Consider the following 19,779-nt stretch of genomic DNA (forward strand, 5'->3'; position numbering starts at 1 on the left):
CAGAGAAATGAACCTGGTGTCGGCGATAGGTCTGCGAGCGAAGATCTTCGGAGGCTTTACTACGTCCTGAGGTTTGTGATCAGGAGAGCCAGTGTCAGGCTCACCAGCGTTGACGTCAGGATGAACATCGTCGTCAGACAAGGCCGATTGTCCGATAGACCTTGATTGAATGACGACAGAGTTCCGAAGATAGGTCCCACTCGGATCGTTCCTGGTTCCTATTTTTTCAAGATTCTCCCTGGTTCGAGCGAGCGGCTGAAGACCACTGGTCGTGATAGACTGCGACGATTCATCCGTTCGAACTTTTGTCATTTTTCGCCTTCCCCCTCAGAAGCGAAGATCAACAACCTCGACCTAATCGAGTTAATGCGCTGCGTATTCACCCTCCAATCTTCTGTAAGTATGTCTCTAGCCCACTTTGCACCCTCAATCCCAGACAAGTCCGACGGACGTGCAAAGTGATCATTAATGTCGATGAAAATGGCGGTATCGACGCGTTGCGAAGGCTCAACAGTGACGATTACATGCCCGCGCTTGCCATCATCTCGCTCCCCTTGGATCATTAGGCGCCTGGTCCCTGGCGCCTTGAGTATGTCCGTCCACACGGGATCCTTGGGAGCCAAGCGATGACCGAAGCTATGCCACACATCTTCATTCTTTAGCTTATAATGCGTGGCACGATTGAGGCCCATTGCGTTAATCGGCGTATGAGGAAGCAGCGTTAGTATTGACTGCGCCAAATCGCGAAGCGGGCTCTGGTATGGCGCTTGGCTTGTCATAATAGTTAGTCGCTCGGGTATTACCTCAAGACCAAGCCAGTCGACTTCAAATCGCGTATAGTCCGCGCTCACCAGGATGTTCTCGGCAGCCTCCGCTTCGATCTTTGGTATTAGATCGTTAGCCGCAAGCCATGCCGGGTGGAAGATACCGGGATTAAACGATCCCGCAAGCACAATTGATGCGATTTCCAGCTCTGGGGTGCTGACCACCATGCAGTCCTCCGTCGCAGCCCTTCGAGCCGTGTCGTCTACGAAGCGCCAGGATGGGCTACTTACACGCCGCGCGCAAGGTACGTCCGGCCCTGTCACCTGCACAGTTGAAGCACAGCCGTGGATCCCTCTAGTACAAGGCCTACCACATCACTCTGTGCTCGCTTCGTACTTGCTGCCGAATCCAGCTCTACGGGATCAAGGCGCCGCCGACGGCGGCGCGTGCGGTCTGGCGCTGCGCCAACATCCATCCCGGCACTCCCGGCATCCGCTTCGCTGCGCCGGTCGGCCGGGCGGCGCTACGCGCCGGACCTCGAACGCAAGTTTACGGCTCGCACGATCCGAGCTCTGATTCGTCCCGACTCCCGACGAGCGCCAGCGCGGTCACCACAGGTGGCTGTGCACGGCGCTCGACTGCCGCGACGGCTGCGCCGCCTTGCCACCGAACCATGTGGCCCGCAGCTCCTGGCGCCTCAGCCCCGAGGAAGCCGGTTGCTCGAAGAGGCCCGTAGCTGACAGCCTCTGACCATCGACTCAATAGGTGTCGCCGGGGCACCCGAGGCTACGGCCAAACCAGCGGTTGTAAGAGGCGGCAGGTTGATATCCGCACGCGTGGCACACGATCGGTGCCCTGAATAGTCGCCGCTGGAACCCGGCACACACAGCTGCGGCATCGCGTATCGGCAATGGCCGGCAGCGCCGCGCAAGGCCGGAACGAGTGCCTTGCCCCAGCACCACCGGCCACGTTCAAGGCTCAGCGTCGGGCACAATGTCAGAGGGGCGAACGGTCCTCAAGGACCAAGATCATGATGCGCTTTAGTCTCGTAAAACGTCGATAAACGTCGAGAAGCGACTGTCCAGAGTGCTCAGATCAAGACCGCATCCGTGCAGCAGTGAGCACTGTCGAGGAAGATCGACGAACAACGCCAAGCGAAGGCTCTTACTCTTCGGGTTCAGGGTTCGAGTCCCTGGCGGCCCACCAAACCCCCAGGTCACAGACCTGGGGGTTTCGTATCTCAAGAGTGCGGTCCCACGTTCCAGTGGCCTTGCCGCCGAACGAAGCCCAGGGCTCGACTGAACGATTCCAGCGCGTCGAGGCCGTAGGAACCGTCCAGTCAGTGGGCCACGACATCGCCGGACGTGGTGGTGCGGCTAGGCAGCAGGAACGCCACAACGATCGTCGCCACAGCCAAAACCGTCGCGATCACGAACGCCAGCCTCATGCCGCTCAACTGCGCCGCACCCGCGGCGGCCCCCTCGGCGACCAAGCCCGTGGCACGGGCCGACATGACGGTCACCACGAGAGCAGTGCCCAGGGCCGCGGCCACCTGCTGGAGGGTGCCGAGGATCGAGCTGCCGTGCGGGTACATGTTCGGCGGGAGGGCGCCCATGCCGAGGGTGAAGATCGGGGTGAAGGTTGCTGCCAGGCTCACCATCAGGAGGGCGTGCAGGACCAGGACCTGCCAGTACGGCATGGTCATCGAGATCTGGGTGAAGCCAGCCAGGGAGAGCACGATGCCGATCGAGCCCGGGATGACCAGTGGGCGGCTGCCGAGGCGGTCGTAGATGCGTCCTACCTTCGGGCCGAGGAGGCCCATGGCGAGGCCGCCGGGCATGAGGAGCAGGCCCGTCTGCAACGGGGTGAGGCCTCGCAGGTTCTGCAGGTAGAGCGGCAGCAGGATCATCGAGCCCATCATCGTCAGGAACGCGATGCACATGAGGGCCAGCGAGAGCGCGAAGGTGCGGTGGGTGAGGGTGCGGAGGTCCATCAGCGGGGCGCCGGTTCGCTGCAGTTTGAGCTGGCGGAGGACGAAGAACGCAACGAGGGCCGCGCCGGCGATGACGATGCCGATGCTCGGGCCGAGGTTGGACTCGCCCTCGCCGAAGAGGCTCAGGCCGTAGACCAGGCCGCCGAAGCCCAGGGTGGCCATGGCGGCTGATGCCCAGTCGAGGGTGCTGACCTTGGGTTCGCCGATGTTGTCCAGGTGGCGGAGGCCGAAGTAGGTCACGGCGCCGGCGATCGGCAGGACGGCGACGAAGAGCAGGCGCCAGGAGCCCAGTTGCAGGATCAGGCCGGAGATGGCCGGGCCGAGGGCCGGGGCCACCGAGATCGCCAGGGTCACGTTGCCCATGACGCGGCCTCGGTCCTGTTCGGGGACGACGGTCATCAGCGTGGTCATCAGCAGCGGCATCATCACGGCCGTGCCTGCGGCCTGCACGATGCGGCCCAACAGCAGGATGGTGAACGTCGGTGCCGCGGCGGAGAGGGCGGTGCCGGCCAGGAAGACGCCCATCGCGATCGCGTAGCCCTGGCGGGTGGTGACTCGCTGCAGGAACCAGCCGGTGACGGGAATCACAGCGGCCATGGTGAGCATGAACGCGGTGGAGACCCACTGGGCGGCCTGCTCGGTCACGTGCAGCGACTCCATCAGGCGCGGAATCGCGTTGATCATCAGCGTTTCGTTGAGGATCACGACGAACGTCGCCAGCACCAGCAGACGCACCACCAGCGGTGTTTTGCCCGCTTGTGCGGTAGGTCGGTCTTGGGTCACAGCAGGCATGTCAGGCCCTCACTCGGTAGCTGGCATCAGGTTCTTCGTGACACCGGAGAAGACCTGCAGCGTCGAAGGAACTCATCGGTACGTCCGAGTCTCTCTCATCGCGGCGTTAGTCTCATCCGGGTTTTCCGGTCCATCTACCTGTGCGTCGAACGGCCAGACCTCGAATCGACACGGTCGTCCGTAGTTTTTTCCGCATGGGGCTGGGCGAGCTGATCGCGAAGTACGACGTGCCGGGCGCCCAGGTAGCGGTGCTCACGGGTGGGGAGATACGGGACGAGGCCGCAGGTGTGTCCAGCACCGGTGGTCAGGTCACGAGCGACTCCGCGTTCAGGGTCGGTTCGATCACCAAGATCTGGACGGCGACGCTCGTGCAGCGGCTGGTGGACGAGGGGCGGCTGGACCTCGATCGTCCGGTTTGCCGCTACTTGCCTGGGTTCACGCCGTCACTCACGGCGCGTCACCTCCTCACGCACATGGGCGGGCTCGACAGCAACCACTTCTTCGGCATCGGGCGCGGCGACGACGCGCTCGAGAAGTACGCCGGCGCACTCGCGGCGGCGGAGCACCCCATCCCGCCCGGCACGGTGTTCTCGTACTCCAACAGCGGGTTCGTGGTGCTCGGCAGGCTGGTGGAGGTGCTGAGCGGCAAGCCTTTTCACGACGTGCTGCGCGAACGCCTGGTGGAGCCGATGGGGTTGCGGACGGTTGCCACCGAAGTAGGTCATGGCACGGCGCCCGGCGCGTCGGACTTCGCGATGAGTGCGCGCGAACTGCTGCGGTTCGTCCGGCTGCACCTCGACGACCCGAAGCTCGCGGTGCTGCGGGAGACCCAGGTCGAGGCCGTTCCGGACTTCGGAAGCGGGGTTCTTGGGTGGGGACTGGGATGGATGCTCTACCTGGACGGCGTTGTCGGCCACATCGGAGTTGCGAAGGGGCGCAAGGCTTTTCTACGTGTGGTGCCGGACTCCGGGACCGCGGTGGCCGTGCTGACCAACAGTGCGGACAGCGAACTGCTGGCGCGCGAGGTCTTCACCGAAGTGCTGAAAAGCAGCGAAACGCCGCCAAGCCCCGCAACACAGCCCGGAGCGATCGCGGACTGGATGTGCGGCACCTATCGCAACCAGCTGTACGACATCACGCTCGCCACCGAGGACGAACGAGCTGTCCTCGTCTACCGGCCGCGCACCGAACTCGGCCGGGCGAAACGCGTCGAGGTCGTGCGGCACGGCGACAGCTCGGTCATCGGCGTGACCCCCACGAGCGACGGCTACCAGGTGTTCTCGCTGGTCGGCGAGGACGAGAGCGGACGGGCGCGGTTCCTGCACAACGGGTCGGCGGCCTACCGGATCACTCCGCCACGGTGACCACGACGTTGCCCCGCTTGTGACCTGCGTCGACGTAGCGGTGCGCGTCGGCTATCCGAGCCAGTGGATAGGTGCGGTCGACGACCACGCGCAGCTTGCCTTCGTCCAGCAGAGAGCTGATCACGGGCAGGGTCGCGCGCTTGTTGACGGACATGCCGACGACGACGCGCTTGCCGCCGCGCAATGCCGTCCACAGGGCCCAGAAGGTGTTCGGGAGGCCGGTGGTCGGAAGGTATTTGCCGCCGGCGCGCAGAGCACGTCGAGACGCGCGGTACGACGACTTGGTCACCGTGTCGAAGACGACGTCGTAGCTGTCCGGGTCGGCGGTGAAGTCGTGCGCGGTGTAGTCGATCACCTCGTCGGCGCCCAGCGACTTCACCAGCTCGACGTTCGACGGGCCGCAGACCGCGGTGACGGTGGCGCCGAGGTGCTTGGCCAGTTGGACGGCGTAGGTGCCGATGCTGCCGGACGCTCCGTTGACCAGGACTCGGTCGCCAGGACGGACCTTTGCCTTGTCGCGCAGGAAGAACAGGGCCGTGGTGGCGCCGTCCACCGCGGCGGCGGCTTCGGCGAAGGTCAGGCTCGGAGGCTTCATAACAAGTGAGCCGGTGGCGGGTAGACGAACGTAGTCGGCGTGGGCGCCTGCCGCGAAGCCGGTGAAGCCGAAGACTTCGTCGCCCGCCTGGAAACCCGTCACCGCGGAACCCACCGAATCCACCACGCCGGCCACCTCCAGGCCCAGGGTGCGCAGCGCCGCGCGCGGTCGGCGCAGGCCGAGGATCACGCGGCCCCACAACGGTTCGCCGCGGCGCATCGCGCACTCGGCCGAGGTCACGGTCGTGGCGTGGACCTTGATCAGGACATCGCCAGGGCGCAGGGTGGGGAGTGGTTTCTCCACCACCTGGACGACGTCCGGCGGGCCGAAGCTCGTGTGCACGGCGGCTCTCATCTGCTGACGGTAGAGAGCGCAGGAACCGTTGCGGGGAAAAGGTTCCCGGAATCAGGGAGAAAGCAGGGTGCCACCTAGGGGTCTAGGACCACGGGCCGAGAGGCGAGTCGGACCGCGGGCCGATCAGAAGTCGTCACGACGGTGACAGCGTCTACGACCATGAGGTTTCCGAACGGGTGGGTTGGTGGCGCGGCGCTGATCGCCGGGCCGGTGCTGTTGCTGGCAGGCACGCTGTTGCGGTCGCCGTTCAACTTCTTCTTCCCCGACCAGTTGCGGGCGGTGGCCGAGCATCCGGGGTTGATGCAGGCGGCCTACACCGCTTTTCTGGCCGGCAACGTCGTGATGTGGGCGGCGGTGGCGTATCTGGCGCACCGGATCGGCGCCCGAAGTCCCCGGTGGGCGGCCTGGGGCGGGGTGCTGGTGACGATCGGGCTCTTCGAGCGGACGTTCCACGCCGGGGTCGACCAGGCGGCGTTCAGCGCCACTGGGCATCTGGGGGTCGAGGGAGCCACGGAACTGGTGGCGCGCGGGTACGGAGACCTGCACCTGTTCAGCTTCCTGTCCTTCACGATCATGTTCGGCTGGTTCGTGCTGGCGATCGGGACGTACCGCGGCGGCGTGCTCGGCAGGGTCCGGGCGGTGGCGCTGGCTGCCATGGGGTTGCTGCCGCTCGGGGTCCTCAAGGGCACCGAGGTGTTGTCCATCGTCGGCACGGTCGGTCTGTGCGTTGCGTTGGTGCCGTTGGGGATTCTGGCGTTGAGAGAGCAGCCACCGCCTACAAGGAAGAACGTGCTGATCGCGGTGCCGGTGGCGATAGGATTAGGAGCTCTCGCCGTCCTGAGCACCATGGGATGAGGCGAGCGGCAGCGCGAACCAGAGGCCGGCGAAGACGATGAACGCCAGCGCGCCGACCACCATCGCCGGCCAGCCGCCCAGGATCACCTCGGCGAGCAGCAGGACGGTGCCGGTCATCGCCAGCGCCAGGAAGGCCAGGCCGGTCAGGGCGAACGCGTTGCCCGAGCGGACCACCTCCTCGCGGCGACCCTGGCGGAACATGACGCGGTGCCACGCGGCGGGCGCGGTGAGGAAGGCGACGGCCACGGCGGCGCACAGCACGGTGACGAGGTGGGTGATGCGGACGTAACCGTTGACGGAGGCGTACTTCTCGGTGAACGCGATGGAGAGCAGGAAGCCGAACAGGATCTGCACGCCCGCCTGGGCCACGCGGAGCTCCTGGAGGAGCTCGTTGAGGTTGCGGGCGAGTCTGCGCTGATCCGACTCCTCTGCTTCGCTCACCATCCTCACCTACCCGCCTCTGACCTGTTGAAACGCCGAAATGGCGCGACTAGGCCGTTGGCACCAGCCAATTAGGCTCTTGTGATCACGAAGAAGTCGGTCACGAACGCGACCGGGTCGCCCGCGGTGTTGCGACCGACCCAGGTCGGGTAGACGCCGTCACCCCAGCCCGTCGAGAACGCCACGACGTTCAACCCGGACCTGGCGTCGGTCACGTTGGCCGGGCCACGGCCGCCGCCCACCTCGCCGAGCGCGTCGATCAGGTCGCAGTTGCCCGCCTCGTCGTCGCCGGCCAGCCGGTCCAGCGCCGAAGCCGCGGCGAGGTCGAAGAACGCGCCGGTGCTCGACTTCACGTCGTACCCGAACTCCGGCATCACCGGCAGCATGGGCACGTGCTCGCCCGGCGTCACGGCCGGCCGCCACGAGTACGCGGGCTCGTCCTTCACCGTCACCTTGGCGGCCGCGACGCGGTAACCCTGCCGCTCGTCGGGCAGGCCGTCGCCGTCGATGTACGACACCAGCGAGACCGACACCGGGTAGTTGCCCGGCTCGACCACGTCGGTGAACGCCTCCGCGTCGTCCGGCCACACGACGAACGGGTCGGCCGCCACGAGCCTGCCCGTCGGCAGGGCCAGCTCACCCACCTGCCGCACGCTGATGACCTGCTGTTCACCGCCGCCGGTCGACTTGCCCACCGGCCCGTCGACGAAGAACCGCTCGAACCCGGACCTGATCAGTTCAACCGCCCCCACAGGTACGCCACCTCCGACTGCATGTTGGCAGAAGCCCCTGACACCCGATCGGGGCACCGGGGGTGTTCGCCGTCGGCTACAACCGCGAACGAGCCGTTGCCCCGGCGAGGGCGGAGTCGACGGGACAATCCGCCGCGGTCACTCTCGGTGAAGATCGCGGCAGGTCAGTGCCGTAACCTGGGGGGCGTGTCCGTTCCCTCCACGCTGAAGATCGGCCCGTTCGCCGTCGACCCGCCCGTTGTGCTGGCCCCCATGGCCGGCATCACCAACGTGGCGTTCCGGCAGCTGTGCCGTCAGTACGGGGCCGGGCTCTACGTCTGCGAGATGATCACCGCGCGGGCGCTGGTCGAGCGCGACGCGATGACCATGCACATGATCACGTTCGACGAGGGCGAGAGCCCCCGGTCGATGCAGCTCTACGGCGTGGACCCCAAGAACGTCGGCGAGGCCACGAAGATGATCGTGGACGAGAATCTTGCCGACCACATGGACATGAACTTCGGGTGCCCGGTGCCCAAGGTGACGCGCAAGGGCGGTGGCGCCGCGCTGCCGTACAAGCGTGAACTGTTCCGGCAGATCGTGCGGGCCGCGGTCCGCAACGCCGGGGACATGCCGGTCACCGTCAAGTTCCGCATCGGCATCGACGACGACCACCTGACGTACCTCGACGCCGGTCGCATTGCGCAGGACGAGGGCGCACAGGCCGTGGCACTGCACGCGCGCACGGCGTCGCAGCGGTACTCCGGCAAGGCGGACTGGTCTGCCATCGCACGGCTCAAAGAGGCCGTCACGAGCATTCCGGTGCTGGGCAACGGCGACATCTTCAGCGCCCAGGACGCGCTCGACATGGTCGCTGAGACCGGCTGCGACGGCGTGGTCGTCGGGCGTGGCTGCCTCGGCCGGCCGTGGCTCTTCCGCGACCTGCAGGCGGCGTTCCGCGGTGAGCCGATCCCCGAGGGCCCGAACCTCGGCGAGGTCGCCGAGGTGCTGAGTCGCCACGCCCGGCTGCTCGCGGCGCACGACGGCGAGCACAAGGGGCTGCGTGACCTGCGCAAGCACATGGCCTGGTACTGGCACGGCTTCCCGGTCGGCGGCGACACGCGCCGGGCGTTCGCCATGGTGTCGAGCCTGCAGGAGCTGGACGACCTCATCGGCACGCTCGACAAGGCGGTGCCGTTCCCCGAGAACGCCGAGGGGCCGCGCGGCAGGCAGGGGTCGTCGGCGAAGGTCGTGCTGCCCGAGGGCTGGCTGGACGACCCCGAGGACGCCACGGTGCCGTCCGGTGCGGACCTGATGCACTCCGGTGGCTGAACGCGTCGCGGTCCTCCTGGTCGCGCTCGCGCTGCTGGCGGGCTGCGGTGGACCGATCACGGGCACGGCACGGCCCGTGCGGCTCAGCGACGACGGCCGCGCCAAGTTCAAGGACTACTACGCCCGCGTCAACAAGGCGGGTGAGGAGGGCGCGTCCCAGCAGGCGAAGCTGCTGAAGGACACGCAGCACCCGGACTTCCGGCAGAAGACGTGCGACCTGCGCGGCGCGACGATCAAGGTCGAGCCGACGTGGACGACGCTGCGCATGGACGCCGACTGGGCGCCCCCCGGCGAGAAGGCTCATCCACGGGGTGACGTCTACGTCGTCGCCGTCACGATCACGTTACGCAAGGAAGATCAGGCGATCGGCAGCCAGATCGGGTCGATGCACGTGGTGCTCCTGGACGACGAGGTGTACGGGTTCGCGCCCTGCCTCGGTGGCTGAACGGGTTGTTGATCTTCCAAGCTCACTGGATCGGAGCAGCTGACGGTCAACCGGAAGGGGGAAATCCCACCTCCACACGTCCTTCTAGCTCAAGCGCCGCCTCTTAGGGGACGACACCTGGCAGGTAAGGAGGTGACCGCGATGACCGCACTGCGACCCGAGACCGCAGAGATCCAGCAGGCCGACGCCCCAGTCGACAAGCAGGGTCCTGGCCTGGTGGCGCTGCACGAGTCCATCGCGACGTTGCTCGCCTCCCGCGGCCAGTGGCGCCAGGCGTACCGACACCTGCGTTCCGCGCTCGACCTCGTCCACGCTGATCAGGTCGAGGAGCCGCACGTTCCGGAGCAGCTGCGCCGCGAGGTCGAGCTGCTGCGCCGGGAGCACGCCGAGGCGCGCGAGCAGAGCCTGCGCGACAGCCTCACCGACTCCTACAACCGCCGTTACCTCGACCAACGGCTGATGGACCTGCTGACCGAACACGGAGCGTGCCGGCACGGGCTTGCCATCGCGTTGATCGACCTGGACTGGTTCAAGCAGGTCAACGACACCTTCGGCCACCTCCTGGGCGACCGGGTGCTGCAGCGCGTGGTCGAACTGCTGCAGCAGGGCCTGCCGGAGGGCGCGTTCTGCGCCCGCTACGGCGGTGAGGAGTTCGTGCTCGTGCTGCCCCGCGTGGACGCCGCTGCCGCCGTGGAGATCGCCGAGGCGGCCCGCGAACGTGTCGAGCGTCACGCGTGGCAGGACGTCGCACCAGGGCTGCGCGTGACCGTCAGCGCGGGCCTCGCCTACGAACCGGCCGCGGACGAGGCGCCGGAACGTCCGGCGGTCGGCGCCGAGCAGCAACTGCTGCGCGCCGACAGCCTCCTGTACACGGCCAAGCAGTCCGGCCGCAACGCGGTGGCGTACCGTGCCGACGGACGGGTTCGACTCGCTGGTGCTGCCTCGGGCAGGCGTGCGATCACCGAGACACGTGTTCTCGGTTACCACTGAGTGAGCTGGCTCACCCGTTCAGGGCAAGCGGACTGCGCGTAATCGCGTATAGATCGCAGCTGTATCACCCGGAGTGGTCGTCAGAAGTCGGCTACATCCGTAGTATCGCGGGCGCAACTGACACGCCCGGTGATGCAACCCTTGTGTCCCGGTCGTCGTCACTTCGTAATGACGAACCGCTTTTGCTTCTGACCCAGAAGGGAGATTGGGTGCCCGACGACCCCCGACGTGGCGGCCCCTCTTCCCGTGGTGATCAGGATCCCCAGCACGACCAGCCGACCGGCCGTAGACGTCGCTCGATGGAAGGCTCTGGGGGCCTGAGCGTCTCGGACCTCATCGAGCAGCACAGCAGGACGAACATCCCCCGGCCCGTCCCGCCAGGCTCGCCCGACGAACCCACGACAGGCAGGCGCGCCCTGCCGGAACCACCCGCGGCCACGGGCAGGCGTGCACTGCCTGACCCCCCGGCCCACCCGCAGCAGCCTCCTCAGGCACCGCGGCAGCAGCCGCCCGCGGCTCACCGGCCTGGTGAGCAGACGGGCGCGCGCCCGCAGGCCGCCCCGCAGAACTTCGCCGGCGACCAGACCGGCAGGCGGCGCGCGCCCGGTGTCCCCGCCGAGCCGAACGGTGTCCAGCAGACCGGCCCGCGTCCGCGTCCCGTGCCTGGTGAGCAGACCGGACAACGGCCGAGGCCTGCCCAGAACCCGGCCCAGGGTCCAGCCCAGACCGGGCAGCGACCGAGGCCCGACGCGACGGGCATGCAGCGCCGCCCGGTGCCCGGCGAGCAGCCGGGCGGTCCCGTCCGGCGTCCCGCACCAGGCGAAATGCCTCCGGCGCGCCGGCTCGCCCCTGGCGACGCCCCGTCGTCCAACGGCATCCCGCGCCCACCGGCGCCCGACGTCACCTCGAACGGCATGCCCAGGCCGCCTGCTCCCGGCGACCCGCGGCGGATGCCTCCCGGCGACGCGCCTTCCTCGAACGGCATCCCGCGGCGTCCCGCGCCTGAGGCGGGGCCGGCGGTCCGCCGACCGGCACCCGACGCAGGCGGAGTACCGCCGCGCAGGCTCCTGCCGGGTGACGCGCCGTCGTCCAACGGTGTCCCGCGCCCGCCGGCCCCCGGTGAGATCCCGCAGTCCAACGGCCTCCAGCGTCCTCCCGCTCCGGGAGGGACGCCGGAAGGCCCCGCGGCCGGCGCACCTCGCCGCCTCCTGCCGGGCGACGCACCGTCGTCCAACGGCATTCCGCGTCCTCCCGCCCCGGGTGAAGGGCCGGACAACACCGGCCGCCGCCCCATGCCCCCGAACGGGGACATGACGGGCAGGCAGCCGATGCCGTCGCGCGCGGAGTCGAGCGGTCCCCGGCCGATGCCCCCACGGGCAGAGTCGAGCGGTCCGCGCCCGGTTCCCGGCAGCCTCGCCAACCGGCTCGGTGAACCCGAGGCCGACGCGCCGGGTCCCGAGGCCACCCAGATCGCCCCCGCGGCGGGTGTGGCCAAGGTCGAGAAGCGCGAAGAGATGGACCCGTTGTGCCTCACCACCGAGATGGAGGCCATCGGCGACGACGTGAAGAAACGTCGCGAGGTCGACCACACTCTCGCGCGGTTCTCCGCGGTGCACGACGAACTGCTCGAGCAGGAGCGCCAGCGCAAGGAGCGGCGCGCCAAGCTCATGCCGTGGGTCAAGGACGGCGAAGAGGGAGACCTCGTCGACGAGGCGACCCAGTTCGCCGAACCCGTCGTCCCCGAGGACGAGGACGGCGAGAAGCGTCCCACCGGCCGCACGCCGCAGCAGCGCAAGTTGATGCGCACCGCCAGGATCGGGGCGATCGCCGCCGCGGCCGTGGTGTTCGCGTCGACAGGCGTCGGCTGGGCCGCGATGCAGTGGGCCGACTCCAGGATCCCGAAGATCGACGCGCTGGGCGGCAACACGCAGGCCGTGCAACAGGCGGAGAAGCAGCTCGGTGACGAGAACTTCCTGCTGGTCGGCTCGGACACCAGGGCGGGCGCCAAGCCGGGCGACAACGTCGGCACGCAGGCGCAGGAGGGTGGCGCGCGGTCGGACGTGATCATGCTCGCGCACATCCCCAAGGACCGTAAGCGCATGGTCATCGTGTCGCTGCCGCGCGACGTGCGGGTCGACCGTCCCGCGTGCCGCAGTTACAACCCGGACACCGCGCAGTACGCGGGCCCGCTGGCGCCGGAGAAGGGCGTCATGGCGAACTCCGTCTACAACGACGGTGGACCCGAGTGCGTCGCGAACCTGATGACCCAGCTGACCGGCCTCAACATCAACCACTTCATCAGCATCGACTTCGTCGGCTTCCGCGAGATGTCGACGGCCATCGGTGGCGTGGAGATCTGCACGCCCACGAAGATCGTCGACGAGAAGCTCGGCGTCATCATCGACAAGCCGGGCAAGCACACCCTGCAGGGCGACCAGGCACTGCAGTACGTGCGCGCCCGCACGGTCGCCGGCGACGGCGGCACGGACTTCGACCGCATCAAGCGGCAGCAGCAGTTCCTCTCGTCGATGCTGCGTGGCGCGTTGTCCAACGAGGTGCTGCTGAGCCCGAGCAAGCTCAACAACTTCATCAACGCGCTCACGAAGTCCACGGTCGGCGACAACATCGACGTCGCCTCGCTGCTGGAGCTCGCGAACTCCCTGCAGAGCCTCGACGCCGGCCGCGTGTCGTTCGTGACGATGCCGCACTGGACCGACGACAACAAGCTGATCAACAACCCGGACGACAACATCGAGCGGCTCAAGGACGACGACGTCAAGGCGCTGTTCCAGACGATCATCGACGGAACGCCGTTGCCGCAGGAGAAGGTGGCCGACCCCAAGCCCGGCGACGCCAACGCTCCCGCCCAGCAGCCCGGCACCCTGGTGGACCCCAAGGAGGTCAGCATCCAGGTGCTCAACGGCGACTCGGCGAACGACGGCGCCGTCGCCAGGACGGCGAACGCGTTGGTGCGAGAGGGCTTCAAGGTCGTCAAGCGGGACAACGCGCCGGAGCAGGCACCGAAGACGATCATCAAGTTCGCCAAGGGCAACGAGAACAAGGCCGTGACGCTCAAGGCCGCGGTGCCCGGCGCGGAGCTGGTCGAGTCACCCGAGATGGGTGGAGCGATCCAGTTGGTGATCGGCAAGGGCTTCGACGACAAGGTCCAGGCACCGAAGGCGGGGGGCCAGCAAGCCACTCCGCAGGGACAAACGCAAGGTCAGCCCGGCACCGATCTGTCCATTGTGAACGCCGCACAGGACCCCTGCGCGGCGAAGTGATTCGCCTGGGGTTCACCTCGGGTTCATCCTGGCATGTCGCTGCAGCGACGGCCGGGACGTAGGCTGAGCGCCATGCGCGAGGCCTACCATGACCAGCTCGAACAGCTCGCCGACCAACTGGCCGACATGACCGGCATGGTCGCCGAGGCGATGCAGAACGCGACCGCAGCCCTGCTGCAGGCCGATCTTGGCCTGGCAGAGCAGGTCATCAGCGGTGACCAGAAGGTCGACGACGTCCGCTCCAGCATCGAGGAGCAGGCGTACGCGCTGCTCGCACTGCAGGCACCGGTCGCGACCGACCTGCGTACCGTTCTCGCGGTGATCCACGCCGCCGAGAGCGTCGAGCGCATGGGCGACCTGGCGTTGCACGTGGCCAAGGCCGCGCGCCGCCGGCACCCGGCGTCGGCGCTGCCGGAGGACGTGCAGCCGTACTTCACCGAGATGGGCCGGATCGCGGTCAAGCTCGCGAACGAGGCCGCCTCGATCATCCGGGAGAAGGACGTCGACCGTGCGCGCAGCCTCGAGGACGAGGACGACGCGATGGACGACATCCACCGCCACCTCTTCTCCGTGATCATGGACAAGGAGTGGCAGCACGGCGTCCCCGCCGCGGTCGACGTGACGCTGCTCGGCCGCTTCTACGAGCGCTTCGGCGACCACGCGGTGTCGGTCGCCAAGCGCACGGTCTTCGTCGTCACCGGCCGGATGCCCGGCTACGGTGGCGACGACAACCTCTGAAGTCCTCTAGCGAAACTGCCCATCGCGCTCTGCCACCAGCTCCGGATCGGCGTAGGCCTCGGAGAACTCGGCGAGCACGGTGGGCAGTTCCTCGTCCCACACCGCCCGCGCCTCGTCGCGCGGCAGATCCCGTGCGTCCACGGTGAAGTACGCCCAAGCCCGCACGATCTCGGGCAGCAGCGCCAGGTCCGCGTCGGACACGTGCAGCTTCGCGGCCACGTTGAGGATCAGCACGGCGGTCAGTGACGCCGGCCCGTAGACGACGGGATCCCGGTTCTGTTCCACCGCCGCGGAAACGACGATCCGCGCGAACGCCCGCGCGGCCTCGACGTCGGCGATCCCGTGCTCCGAAGCCAGGAACGCGCCGACGACCTCGTCCGTCCTTTCCGGACCGACGGCGGAGATCTCGTACTCCTTGGGCACCAACGCACTCACGCGGGCGTCGGCGAGAGCGATGAGCTGCACCGGGTGCCGCACGTCCTCCTCGCCCAGGAGGCCCTCCTCGGCCTCCTCGTCCGGGCCGTCCTCCCAGAACTGCTCGATGTCCGGCCACACGCGGTCGTAGACGCCGGTGGCACTCAAGGGGGTGATCTCGTCACGGAACGCGTCGGGCGTGGAGGCGATCATGTCCTCCAGCAACGCGACGGTGCCCTCGTCCGGCGTCGAGAACAGCTCGATCGCGGTGGCGCCGAGCACCGGCTGGCGCATGAACAGCACGGTCTCGCCGACGCCGGCGCGTTCCTGGGTGATCGCGATTACCTCGACGTCGCCCAGCAGGTTCGTGACGAGGAAGGCGTCCCGGAAGTCGGGGACCGTGCCGGCGACGTACCAGTCCGGCTCGGCGATGCCGCGTGCCGCAACGGTTTCCGCCGCGGCGGACGAGGCGGCCCGGTTCTCCTCCGAGCCCACGCCGGCCAGCGCGCGCAACGCGGTGAGCGCCGCGGGGTCGTCCATCGCCTGCAGTGCCTCGATCAACGGCGCGGTGCCGGATCCGGCGAGCCAGAGCGTCGCGTAGAGCTCGCTCGCCCAGGCGTCCGCGAGCAGCCAGGACTCGGAACGCACCGCGGCCGCCGACTCGAGCAGCGCCCCGTACGGGGACTGCTGCTCGGGCCTGCGGCCGGGCGCCTTGCCTTGCTTCTTCTTGCGGCTCTTGCTTTGCGGGCTCACGCCAGCAAGATAGCCGAACCCTCGAATTTAGCCGAACCGGCCGGAGATGTAGTCCTCGGTCGCCTTCTGGCTGGGGTTGGAGAAGATCTTCTCCGTGTCGTCCACCTCGATCAGCTGTCCGGGCTGACCGACACCCAGCAGGTTGAAGAACGCGGTCTGGTCGGACACGCGCGCCGCCTGCTGCATGTTGTGCGTCACGATGACGATCGTGAAGTCCTTCTTCAGCTCGGTGATCAGGTCCTCGATCGCCAGCGTGGAGATCGGGTCCAGGGCCGAGCAGGGCTCGTCCATGAGCAGCACGTCGGGCTGCACCGCGATGGCACGCGCGATGCACAGACGCTGCTGCTGACCACCGGAGAGGCCGCCGCCAGGCCTGTCGAGGCGGTCCTTGACCTCGTTCCAGAGGTTCGCGCCGCGCAGCGAGCGCTCCGCCACCTCGTCGAGCTTCTTCTTGTTCTTCACGCCCGCCAGCTTCAGACCGGCCACCACGTTGTCGCGAATGGACATCGTGGGGAACGGGTTCGGTCGCTGGAAGACCATGCCGATGGTGCGGCGCACCTCGACCGGATCCACAGTGGACGCGTAGATGTCCTCACCGTCGAGCAGCACCTTGCCCTCGACGCGCGCGCCGGGCGCGACCTCGTGCATGCGGTTGAGCGACCGCAGCACGGTCGACTTGCCGCAGCCGGAGGGGCCGATGAACGCGGTGACGTTACGCGGCGGCACGGCCAGGTTCACGCTGCTCACCGCGTGGAACTTGCCGTAGTAGATGTTCAGGTCCTTGATGTCAAAGCGCTTGGCCATCGGTCTTCCGCCGCTTCACTTGGTCTTGATCGCGGAGAACCGCGAGATCACGGTTGCCACGAGGTTGAAGAACATGATGAGGAGGATCAGCGTGAGCGCGGCACCCCACACCCGCAACTGGCCCGCCGGTTCGGGGTTGAGCAGCTCGTTGTAGATCAGCAGCGGCAGCGAGGCCATGTTGCCGTCGAAGACGTCGAAGTTGATCGACCGGCTGTATCCCACCAGCACGAGCACCGGCGCGGTCTCACCCATCACGCGGGCCGTTGCGAGCATGACACCGGTGACGATGCCGGACAGCGCCGTGGGCAGCACGATCTTCACGATCGTCTTCCACTTCGGCACACCCAGCGCGTACGACGCCTCACGCAACTCGTCCGGTACGAGCCTCAGCATCTCCTCGGTCGAGCGCACGACGACCGGCAGCATCAGCAGCACCAACGCGAGCGAAACGGCGAACGCGCTCGTCTCAAGGCCGAACGTGGTGACCCACAGCGCGAACACGAACAGCGCCGCGACGATCGACGGCACACCGGAGAGGATGTCGACCATGAACGTCGTGATGCGGGCGAACCGGCCGTTGTTGCCGTACTCGACCAGGTAGATGGCGGTGAGGATGCCGATCGGCACCGCGATCAGCGCGCACACCAGCGCCTGGACGATCGAGCCGTACAACGCGTGGTAGACACCGCCCGTGAACTGCTCGGGCAGCACGCCCTTGAGCGACTTGAACCACCAGTCGCCGTTCAGCAACGCCTCGTAACCGTTGCTGATCACGGTGTACAGCAACCACACCAGCGGAATTACGGCGACAAGGAACGTGAGGCCGGTCAGCACCGTCGCGAGCCGGTTCTTGATCTGCCTGGCGGTGCTGATCTTCTGAAACGCCGGCGCCTGAGCGGGCCGGTTGGGATCGGTCAGGACGGCAGTCACGACGCCTTCGCCTTTCCTCGGCCCGCGATGTAACGCGCGAGAGCGTTCACGGCGAACGTGAACACGAACAGGACGAGACCGGCCGCGATGTACGCACCGGTGGACAGCGGCTCGCTGAACTCGGGCGCCGCGGACGCGATCTTCGATGCGAAGGTGTAACCACCGTCGAAGAAGCTGAACGTCGACGAACTGCTCGCGGACCGCAGGATGATCAGCACAGCCACCGTCTCGCCGAGCGCACGCCCGAGTCCGAGCATCGAACCCGCGATGTATCCGCTGCGCCCGAACGGAAGTACGGTCGTGCGGATCATCTCCCACCGGGTCGCGCCGAGCGCCAGTGCTCCCTCGATCTGCATCGCCGGCGTCTGCCGGAACACCTCACGGCTGACCGCCGTGATGATGGGAAGAATCATGATCGCGAGCACGATGCCCGCGGTGAAGATGTTGCCACCGCCCGACAGCGAGACGTTGCCGTCGGAGAACAGCGGTATCCACGAGAGGTTCTCGTTGAGGAAGGTGGCGATCGGCTCGAGTGACGGTCCCAGGACCTTGGCGCCCCACAGACCGAAGACGATCGACGGCACAGCCGCGAGCAGGTCGATGACGTACGCGAACGGCTGGGCGATCTTCGGCGGCAGGTAGTGCGTGAGGAACAACGCGATGCCCATGGCGATCGGCATCGCGATCGCGAGCGCGAGCAGCGAGGACAGCACGGTCACGACGAGCAGGTCGCGAATGCCGAACGCCAGGTTGCCGACGTCGCCGGTCGACCACTCCGCGCTCGTGAAGAAGTTGATGGTGTTGGCCTGCAGCGACGGCACGGCCTGAATCAGCAGGAACAGGCCGATCAGACCAATGGACACCACGATCACGAGGCTGGAGCCGGTGGTCATGGAACGGAAGATGCCGTCGCCCCGGCGACGGCCCGTAGACCTGGCAGGTGGCGAGCTGCCGGTGACGTTGTCGGTCATATCGCCAATCATCCGTAGTCGGCCGGGAGCGGCCACTTCTGGTGGTCCGCTCCCGGCAGGGATCCGCTACCTACTGATCAACTTCAGGCGATCGCCTTGATGGCGGTCAGCAGCTTGTCCTGGAACGCCTTGGGCACCGGGATGTAGCCTGCCTCCTCCAGCCCCTTCTGGCCATCGGTGACCGCAACGGTGAGGAACGCCTTCACGGCCTTGGCAGTCTCAGCGTCGGTGTACTTGGAGCAGACGATCTCGTACGCGGCCAGGACCAGCGGGTAGGCACCAGCGGTCTTCGTCGCGTACAGCGAGTTCAGGTCGAGAACCAGGTCGTTGCCCTCGCCCTTGATCTTCGCACCGTCGATCGCCTTGCCCGCGGTCTCGGCGGTCAGCTCCACCGGCTCGCCGCCACCCGCGTTGATGATCTTGGCGATCTGCAGCTTGTTGGACTTGGCGAAGGACCACTCGTTGTAGGTGATGGCGCCCTTGGTGCTCTTCACCGCGGCCGAGGTGCCCTCGTTGCCCTTCGCGCCCTCTCCGACGCCACCGGCGAACGCCTTGCCGGAGCCCTTGGTCCAGGTGCCGCCGGACGCAGCCTCCAGGTACTTCTGGAAGTTGTCCGTGGTGCCCGACTCATCGGAGCGGAAGATCACCACGATCTTGTCGCCGGGCAGCTGCTTACCACTGTTCAGCGCGGCGATGGCCGGGTCGTTCCACGTCGCGACGGCGCCGCTGAAGATCTTCGCGATGAGCGGGGCGTCAAGGACCAGACCATCGGCGCCTTCGACGTTGTAGGTCATGGCGATCGGGCCGAAGACGGCGGGAAGGTTCCACGCGTCGCTACCGTCGCAGCGCGTCTTGGCCGCGTCGTACTCGCCCTTGTCCTTGTTCAGCGACGAGTCGGAACCACCGATGTCGGTCTGCTTGCCGTTGAACTCCTTGACGCCGGCGCCCGAACCGTTGGAGTTGTAGTCGAGGCTCTGACCATCGCACTGGTTCTCGTAGGCAGTGACGAATCGCGTCATGGCGTTCGCCTGCGCCGAAGAGCCACTGGCCTTCAGCTTGGCCTTACCGCCGCACTCGACCATGGAGGTCGCGTTGGCCTGGGTGTTGTTGCCACCCGTCGGCGCGTTGTTGTCGCTGCCACACGCACCGAGCAGCAGCGCGCTGGCCGCGACGAGGCCGAGAACGGCACCGTGCCGCTGGATCTTCACCTTGGTCCTCCACCTTGCGGAAA

At 67.3% G+C, this 19,779-nt stretch carries 17 protein-coding genes; 7 read left to right on the forward strand and 10 right to left on the reverse strand.

Annotated elements, in window-relative coordinates; translation table 11 throughout:
• Nucleotides 1-308: 308 nt before the first annotated feature.
• Nucleotides 309-992 carry a hypothetical protein gene (locus BLR21_RS41815; RefSeq protein ID WP_143027873.1) on the reverse strand — a complete coding sequence of 228 codons (684 nt, stop codon included), beginning with the start codon at nucleotides 990-992 and terminating at the stop codon, nucleotides 309-311.
• Nucleotides 993-2,104: 1,112 nt separating this feature from the next.
• Nucleotides 2,105-3,496 carry an MDR family MFS transporter gene (locus BLR21_RS25555; RefSeq protein WP_256334929.1) on the reverse strand — a complete coding sequence of 464 codons (1,392 nt, stop codon included), beginning with the start codon at nucleotides 3,494-3,496 and terminating at the stop codon, nucleotides 2,105-2,107.
• A gap of 248 nt (nucleotides 3,497-3,744) precedes the next feature.
• On the opposite strand from BLR21_RS25555, the gene BLR21_RS25560 reads away from it, so the two are divergent.
• Complete coding sequence (locus BLR21_RS25560; protein WP_090009028.1) at nucleotides 3,745-4,914, forward strand: serine hydrolase domain-containing protein; 1,170 nt, start codon at nucleotides 3,745-3,747, stop codon at nucleotides 4,912-4,914.
• Here the strand turns inward: BLR21_RS25560 and BLR21_RS25565 are convergent.
• Nucleotides 4,898-5,863 carry an NAD(P)-dependent alcohol dehydrogenase gene (locus tag BLR21_RS25565; RefSeq protein ID WP_090009030.1) on the reverse strand — a complete coding sequence of 322 codons (966 nt, stop codon included), beginning with the start codon at nucleotides 5,861-5,863 and terminating at the stop codon, nucleotides 4,898-4,900. The two genes, BLR21_RS25560 and BLR21_RS25565, sit on opposite strands and share 17 nt — an antisense overlap.
• A 159-nt stretch (nucleotides 5,864-6,022) precedes the next feature.
• On the opposite strand from BLR21_RS25565, the gene BLR21_RS25570 reads away from it, so the two are divergent.
• Complete coding sequence (locus BLR21_RS25570) at nucleotides 6,023-6,718, forward strand: hypothetical protein (protein ID WP_090009032.1); 696 nt, start codon at nucleotides 6,023-6,025, stop codon at nucleotides 6,716-6,718.
• On the opposite strand, the gene BLR21_RS25575 is transcribed toward BLR21_RS25570, so the two are convergent.
• The gene (locus BLR21_RS25575) at nucleotides 6,683-7,162 is read right to left on the reverse strand and encodes a DUF6328 family protein (RefSeq protein WP_090009035.1); all 480 of its coding nucleotides are present in this window, start codon (nucleotides 7,160-7,162) and stop codon (nucleotides 6,683-6,685) included. The genes BLR21_RS25570 and BLR21_RS25575 overlap by 36 nt on opposite strands.
• A gap of 68 nt (nucleotides 7,163-7,230) precedes the next feature.
• On the reverse strand, nucleotides 7,231-7,911 hold the full coding sequence (locus BLR21_RS25580) for a DUF4241 domain-containing protein (protein ID WP_176929782.1): 681 nt from the start codon (nucleotides 7,909-7,911) through the stop codon (nucleotides 7,231-7,233).
• A gap of 186 nt (nucleotides 7,912-8,097) precedes the next feature.
• On the opposite strand from BLR21_RS25580, the gene dusB reads away from it, so the two are divergent.
• The 5 genes from dusB (at nucleotide 8,098) to phoU (ending at nucleotide 14,676) form a co-directional block, all read left to right on the forward strand.
• The gene (dusB, locus tag BLR21_RS25585; protein WP_256334931.1) at nucleotides 8,098-9,222 is read left to right on the forward strand and encodes a tRNA dihydrouridine synthase DusB; all 1,125 of its coding nucleotides are present in this window, start codon (nucleotides 8,098-8,100) and stop codon (nucleotides 9,220-9,222) included.
• On the forward strand, nucleotides 9,215-9,667 hold the full coding sequence (locus BLR21_RS25590; protein ID WP_090009040.1) for a hypothetical protein: 453 nt from the start codon (nucleotides 9,215-9,217) through the stop codon (nucleotides 9,665-9,667). Before dusB ends, BLR21_RS25590 begins: the two co-directional genes overlap by 8 nt.
• A 141-nt stretch (nucleotides 9,668-9,808) precedes the next feature.
• Complete coding sequence (locus BLR21_RS25595) at nucleotides 9,809-10,657, forward strand: GGDEF domain-containing protein (RefSeq protein WP_090009402.1); 849 nt, start codon at nucleotides 9,809-9,811, stop codon at nucleotides 10,655-10,657.
• 299 nt (nucleotides 10,658-10,956) lie between these two features.
• On the forward strand, nucleotides 10,957-13,938 hold the full coding sequence (locus BLR21_RS25605; RefSeq protein WP_143027874.1) for an LCP family protein: 2,982 nt from the start codon (nucleotides 10,957-10,959) through the stop codon (nucleotides 13,936-13,938).
• 72 nt (nucleotides 13,939-14,010) lie between these two features.
• Nucleotides 14,011-14,676 (forward strand): phosphate signaling complex protein PhoU, encoded by a 666-nt coding sequence (phoU, locus tag BLR21_RS25610; RefSeq protein ID WP_090009045.1) that lies wholly within the window; start codon nucleotides 14,011-14,013, stop codon nucleotides 14,674-14,676.
• 6 nt (nucleotides 14,677-14,682) lie between these two features.
• On the opposite strand, the gene BLR21_RS25615 is transcribed toward phoU, so the two are convergent.
• From BLR21_RS25615 to pstS, 5 genes are all read right to left on the reverse strand, one after another.
• Nucleotides 14,683-15,843 (reverse strand): hypothetical protein, encoded by a 1,161-nt coding sequence (locus tag BLR21_RS25615; protein ID WP_090009047.1) that lies wholly within the window; start codon nucleotides 15,841-15,843, stop codon nucleotides 14,683-14,685.
• Nucleotides 15,844-15,870: 27 nt separating this feature from the next.
• Nucleotides 15,871-16,647 (reverse strand): phosphate ABC transporter ATP-binding protein PstB, encoded by a 777-nt coding sequence (pstB, locus tag BLR21_RS25620; RefSeq protein WP_090009049.1) that lies wholly within the window; start codon nucleotides 16,645-16,647, stop codon nucleotides 15,871-15,873.
• Between the two features lie 15 nt (nucleotides 16,648-16,662).
• On the reverse strand, nucleotides 16,663-17,577 hold the full coding sequence (gene pstA / locus BLR21_RS25625; RefSeq protein WP_090009051.1) for a phosphate ABC transporter permease PstA: 915 nt from the start codon (nucleotides 17,575-17,577) through the stop codon (nucleotides 16,663-16,665).
• Nucleotides 17,574-18,548, reverse strand: a complete 975-nt coding sequence (gene pstC, locus BLR21_RS25630; RefSeq protein ID WP_090009053.1) for a phosphate ABC transporter permease subunit PstC — start codon at nucleotides 18,546-18,548, stop codon at nucleotides 17,574-17,576. Before pstC ends, pstA begins: the two co-directional genes overlap by 4 nt.
• An 83-nt stretch (nucleotides 18,549-18,631) precedes the next feature.
• Complete coding sequence (gene pstS, locus BLR21_RS25635) at nucleotides 18,632-19,756, reverse strand: phosphate ABC transporter substrate-binding protein PstS (protein WP_090009055.1); 1,125 nt, start codon at nucleotides 19,754-19,756, stop codon at nucleotides 18,632-18,634.
• Between the last annotated feature and the right edge of the window lie 23 nt (nucleotides 19,757-19,779).

This window comes from Lentzea albidocapillata subsp. violacea (assembly GCF_900100275.1).
GTDB lineage: Bacteria > Actinomycetota > Actinomycetes > Mycobacteriales > Pseudonocardiaceae > Lentzea > Lentzea violacea.

What these genes read in the sequence shown, in the direction of transcription:
- BLR21_RS41815 (WP_143027873.1), bottom strand. Translation starts at nt 992, where the DNA reads ATGGTGGTCAGCACCCCAGAGCTGGAAATCGCATCAATTGTGCTTGCG.
- BLR21_RS25560 (WP_090009028.1), top strand. Translation starts at nt 3,745, where the DNA reads ATGGGGCTGGGCGAGCTGATCGCGAAGTACGACGTGCCGGGCGCCCAG.
- BLR21_RS25565 (WP_090009030.1), bottom strand. Translation starts at nt 5,863, where the DNA reads ATGAGAGCCGCCGTGCACACGAGCTTCGGCCCGCCGGACGTCGTCCAG.
- BLR21_RS25570 (WP_090009032.1), top strand. Translation starts at nt 6,023, where the DNA reads ATGAGGTTTCCGAACGGGTGGGTTGGTGGCGCGGCGCTGATCGCCGGG.
- BLR21_RS25575 (WP_090009035.1), bottom strand. Translation starts at nt 7,162, where the DNA reads ATGGTGAGCGAAGCAGAGGAGTCGGATCAGCGCAGACTCGCCCGCAAC.
- BLR21_RS25595 (WP_090009402.1), top strand. Translation starts at nt 9,809, where the DNA reads ATGACCGCACTGCGACCCGAGACCGCAGAGATCCAGCAGGCCGACGCC.
- BLR21_RS25605 (WP_143027874.1), top strand. Translation starts at nt 10,957, where the DNA reads ATGGAAGGCTCTGGGGGCCTGAGCGTCTCGGACCTCATCGAGCAGCAC.
- phoU (WP_090009045.1), top strand. Translation starts at nt 14,011, where the DNA reads ATGCGCGAGGCCTACCATGACCAGCTCGAACAGCTCGCCGACCAACTG.
- pstB (WP_090009049.1), bottom strand. Translation starts at nt 16,647, where the DNA reads ATGGCCAAGCGCTTTGACATCAAGGACCTGAACATCTACTACGGCAAG.
- pstC (WP_090009053.1), bottom strand. Translation starts at nt 18,548, where the DNA reads ATGACCGACAACGTCACCGGCAGCTCGCCACCTGCCAGGTCTACGGGC.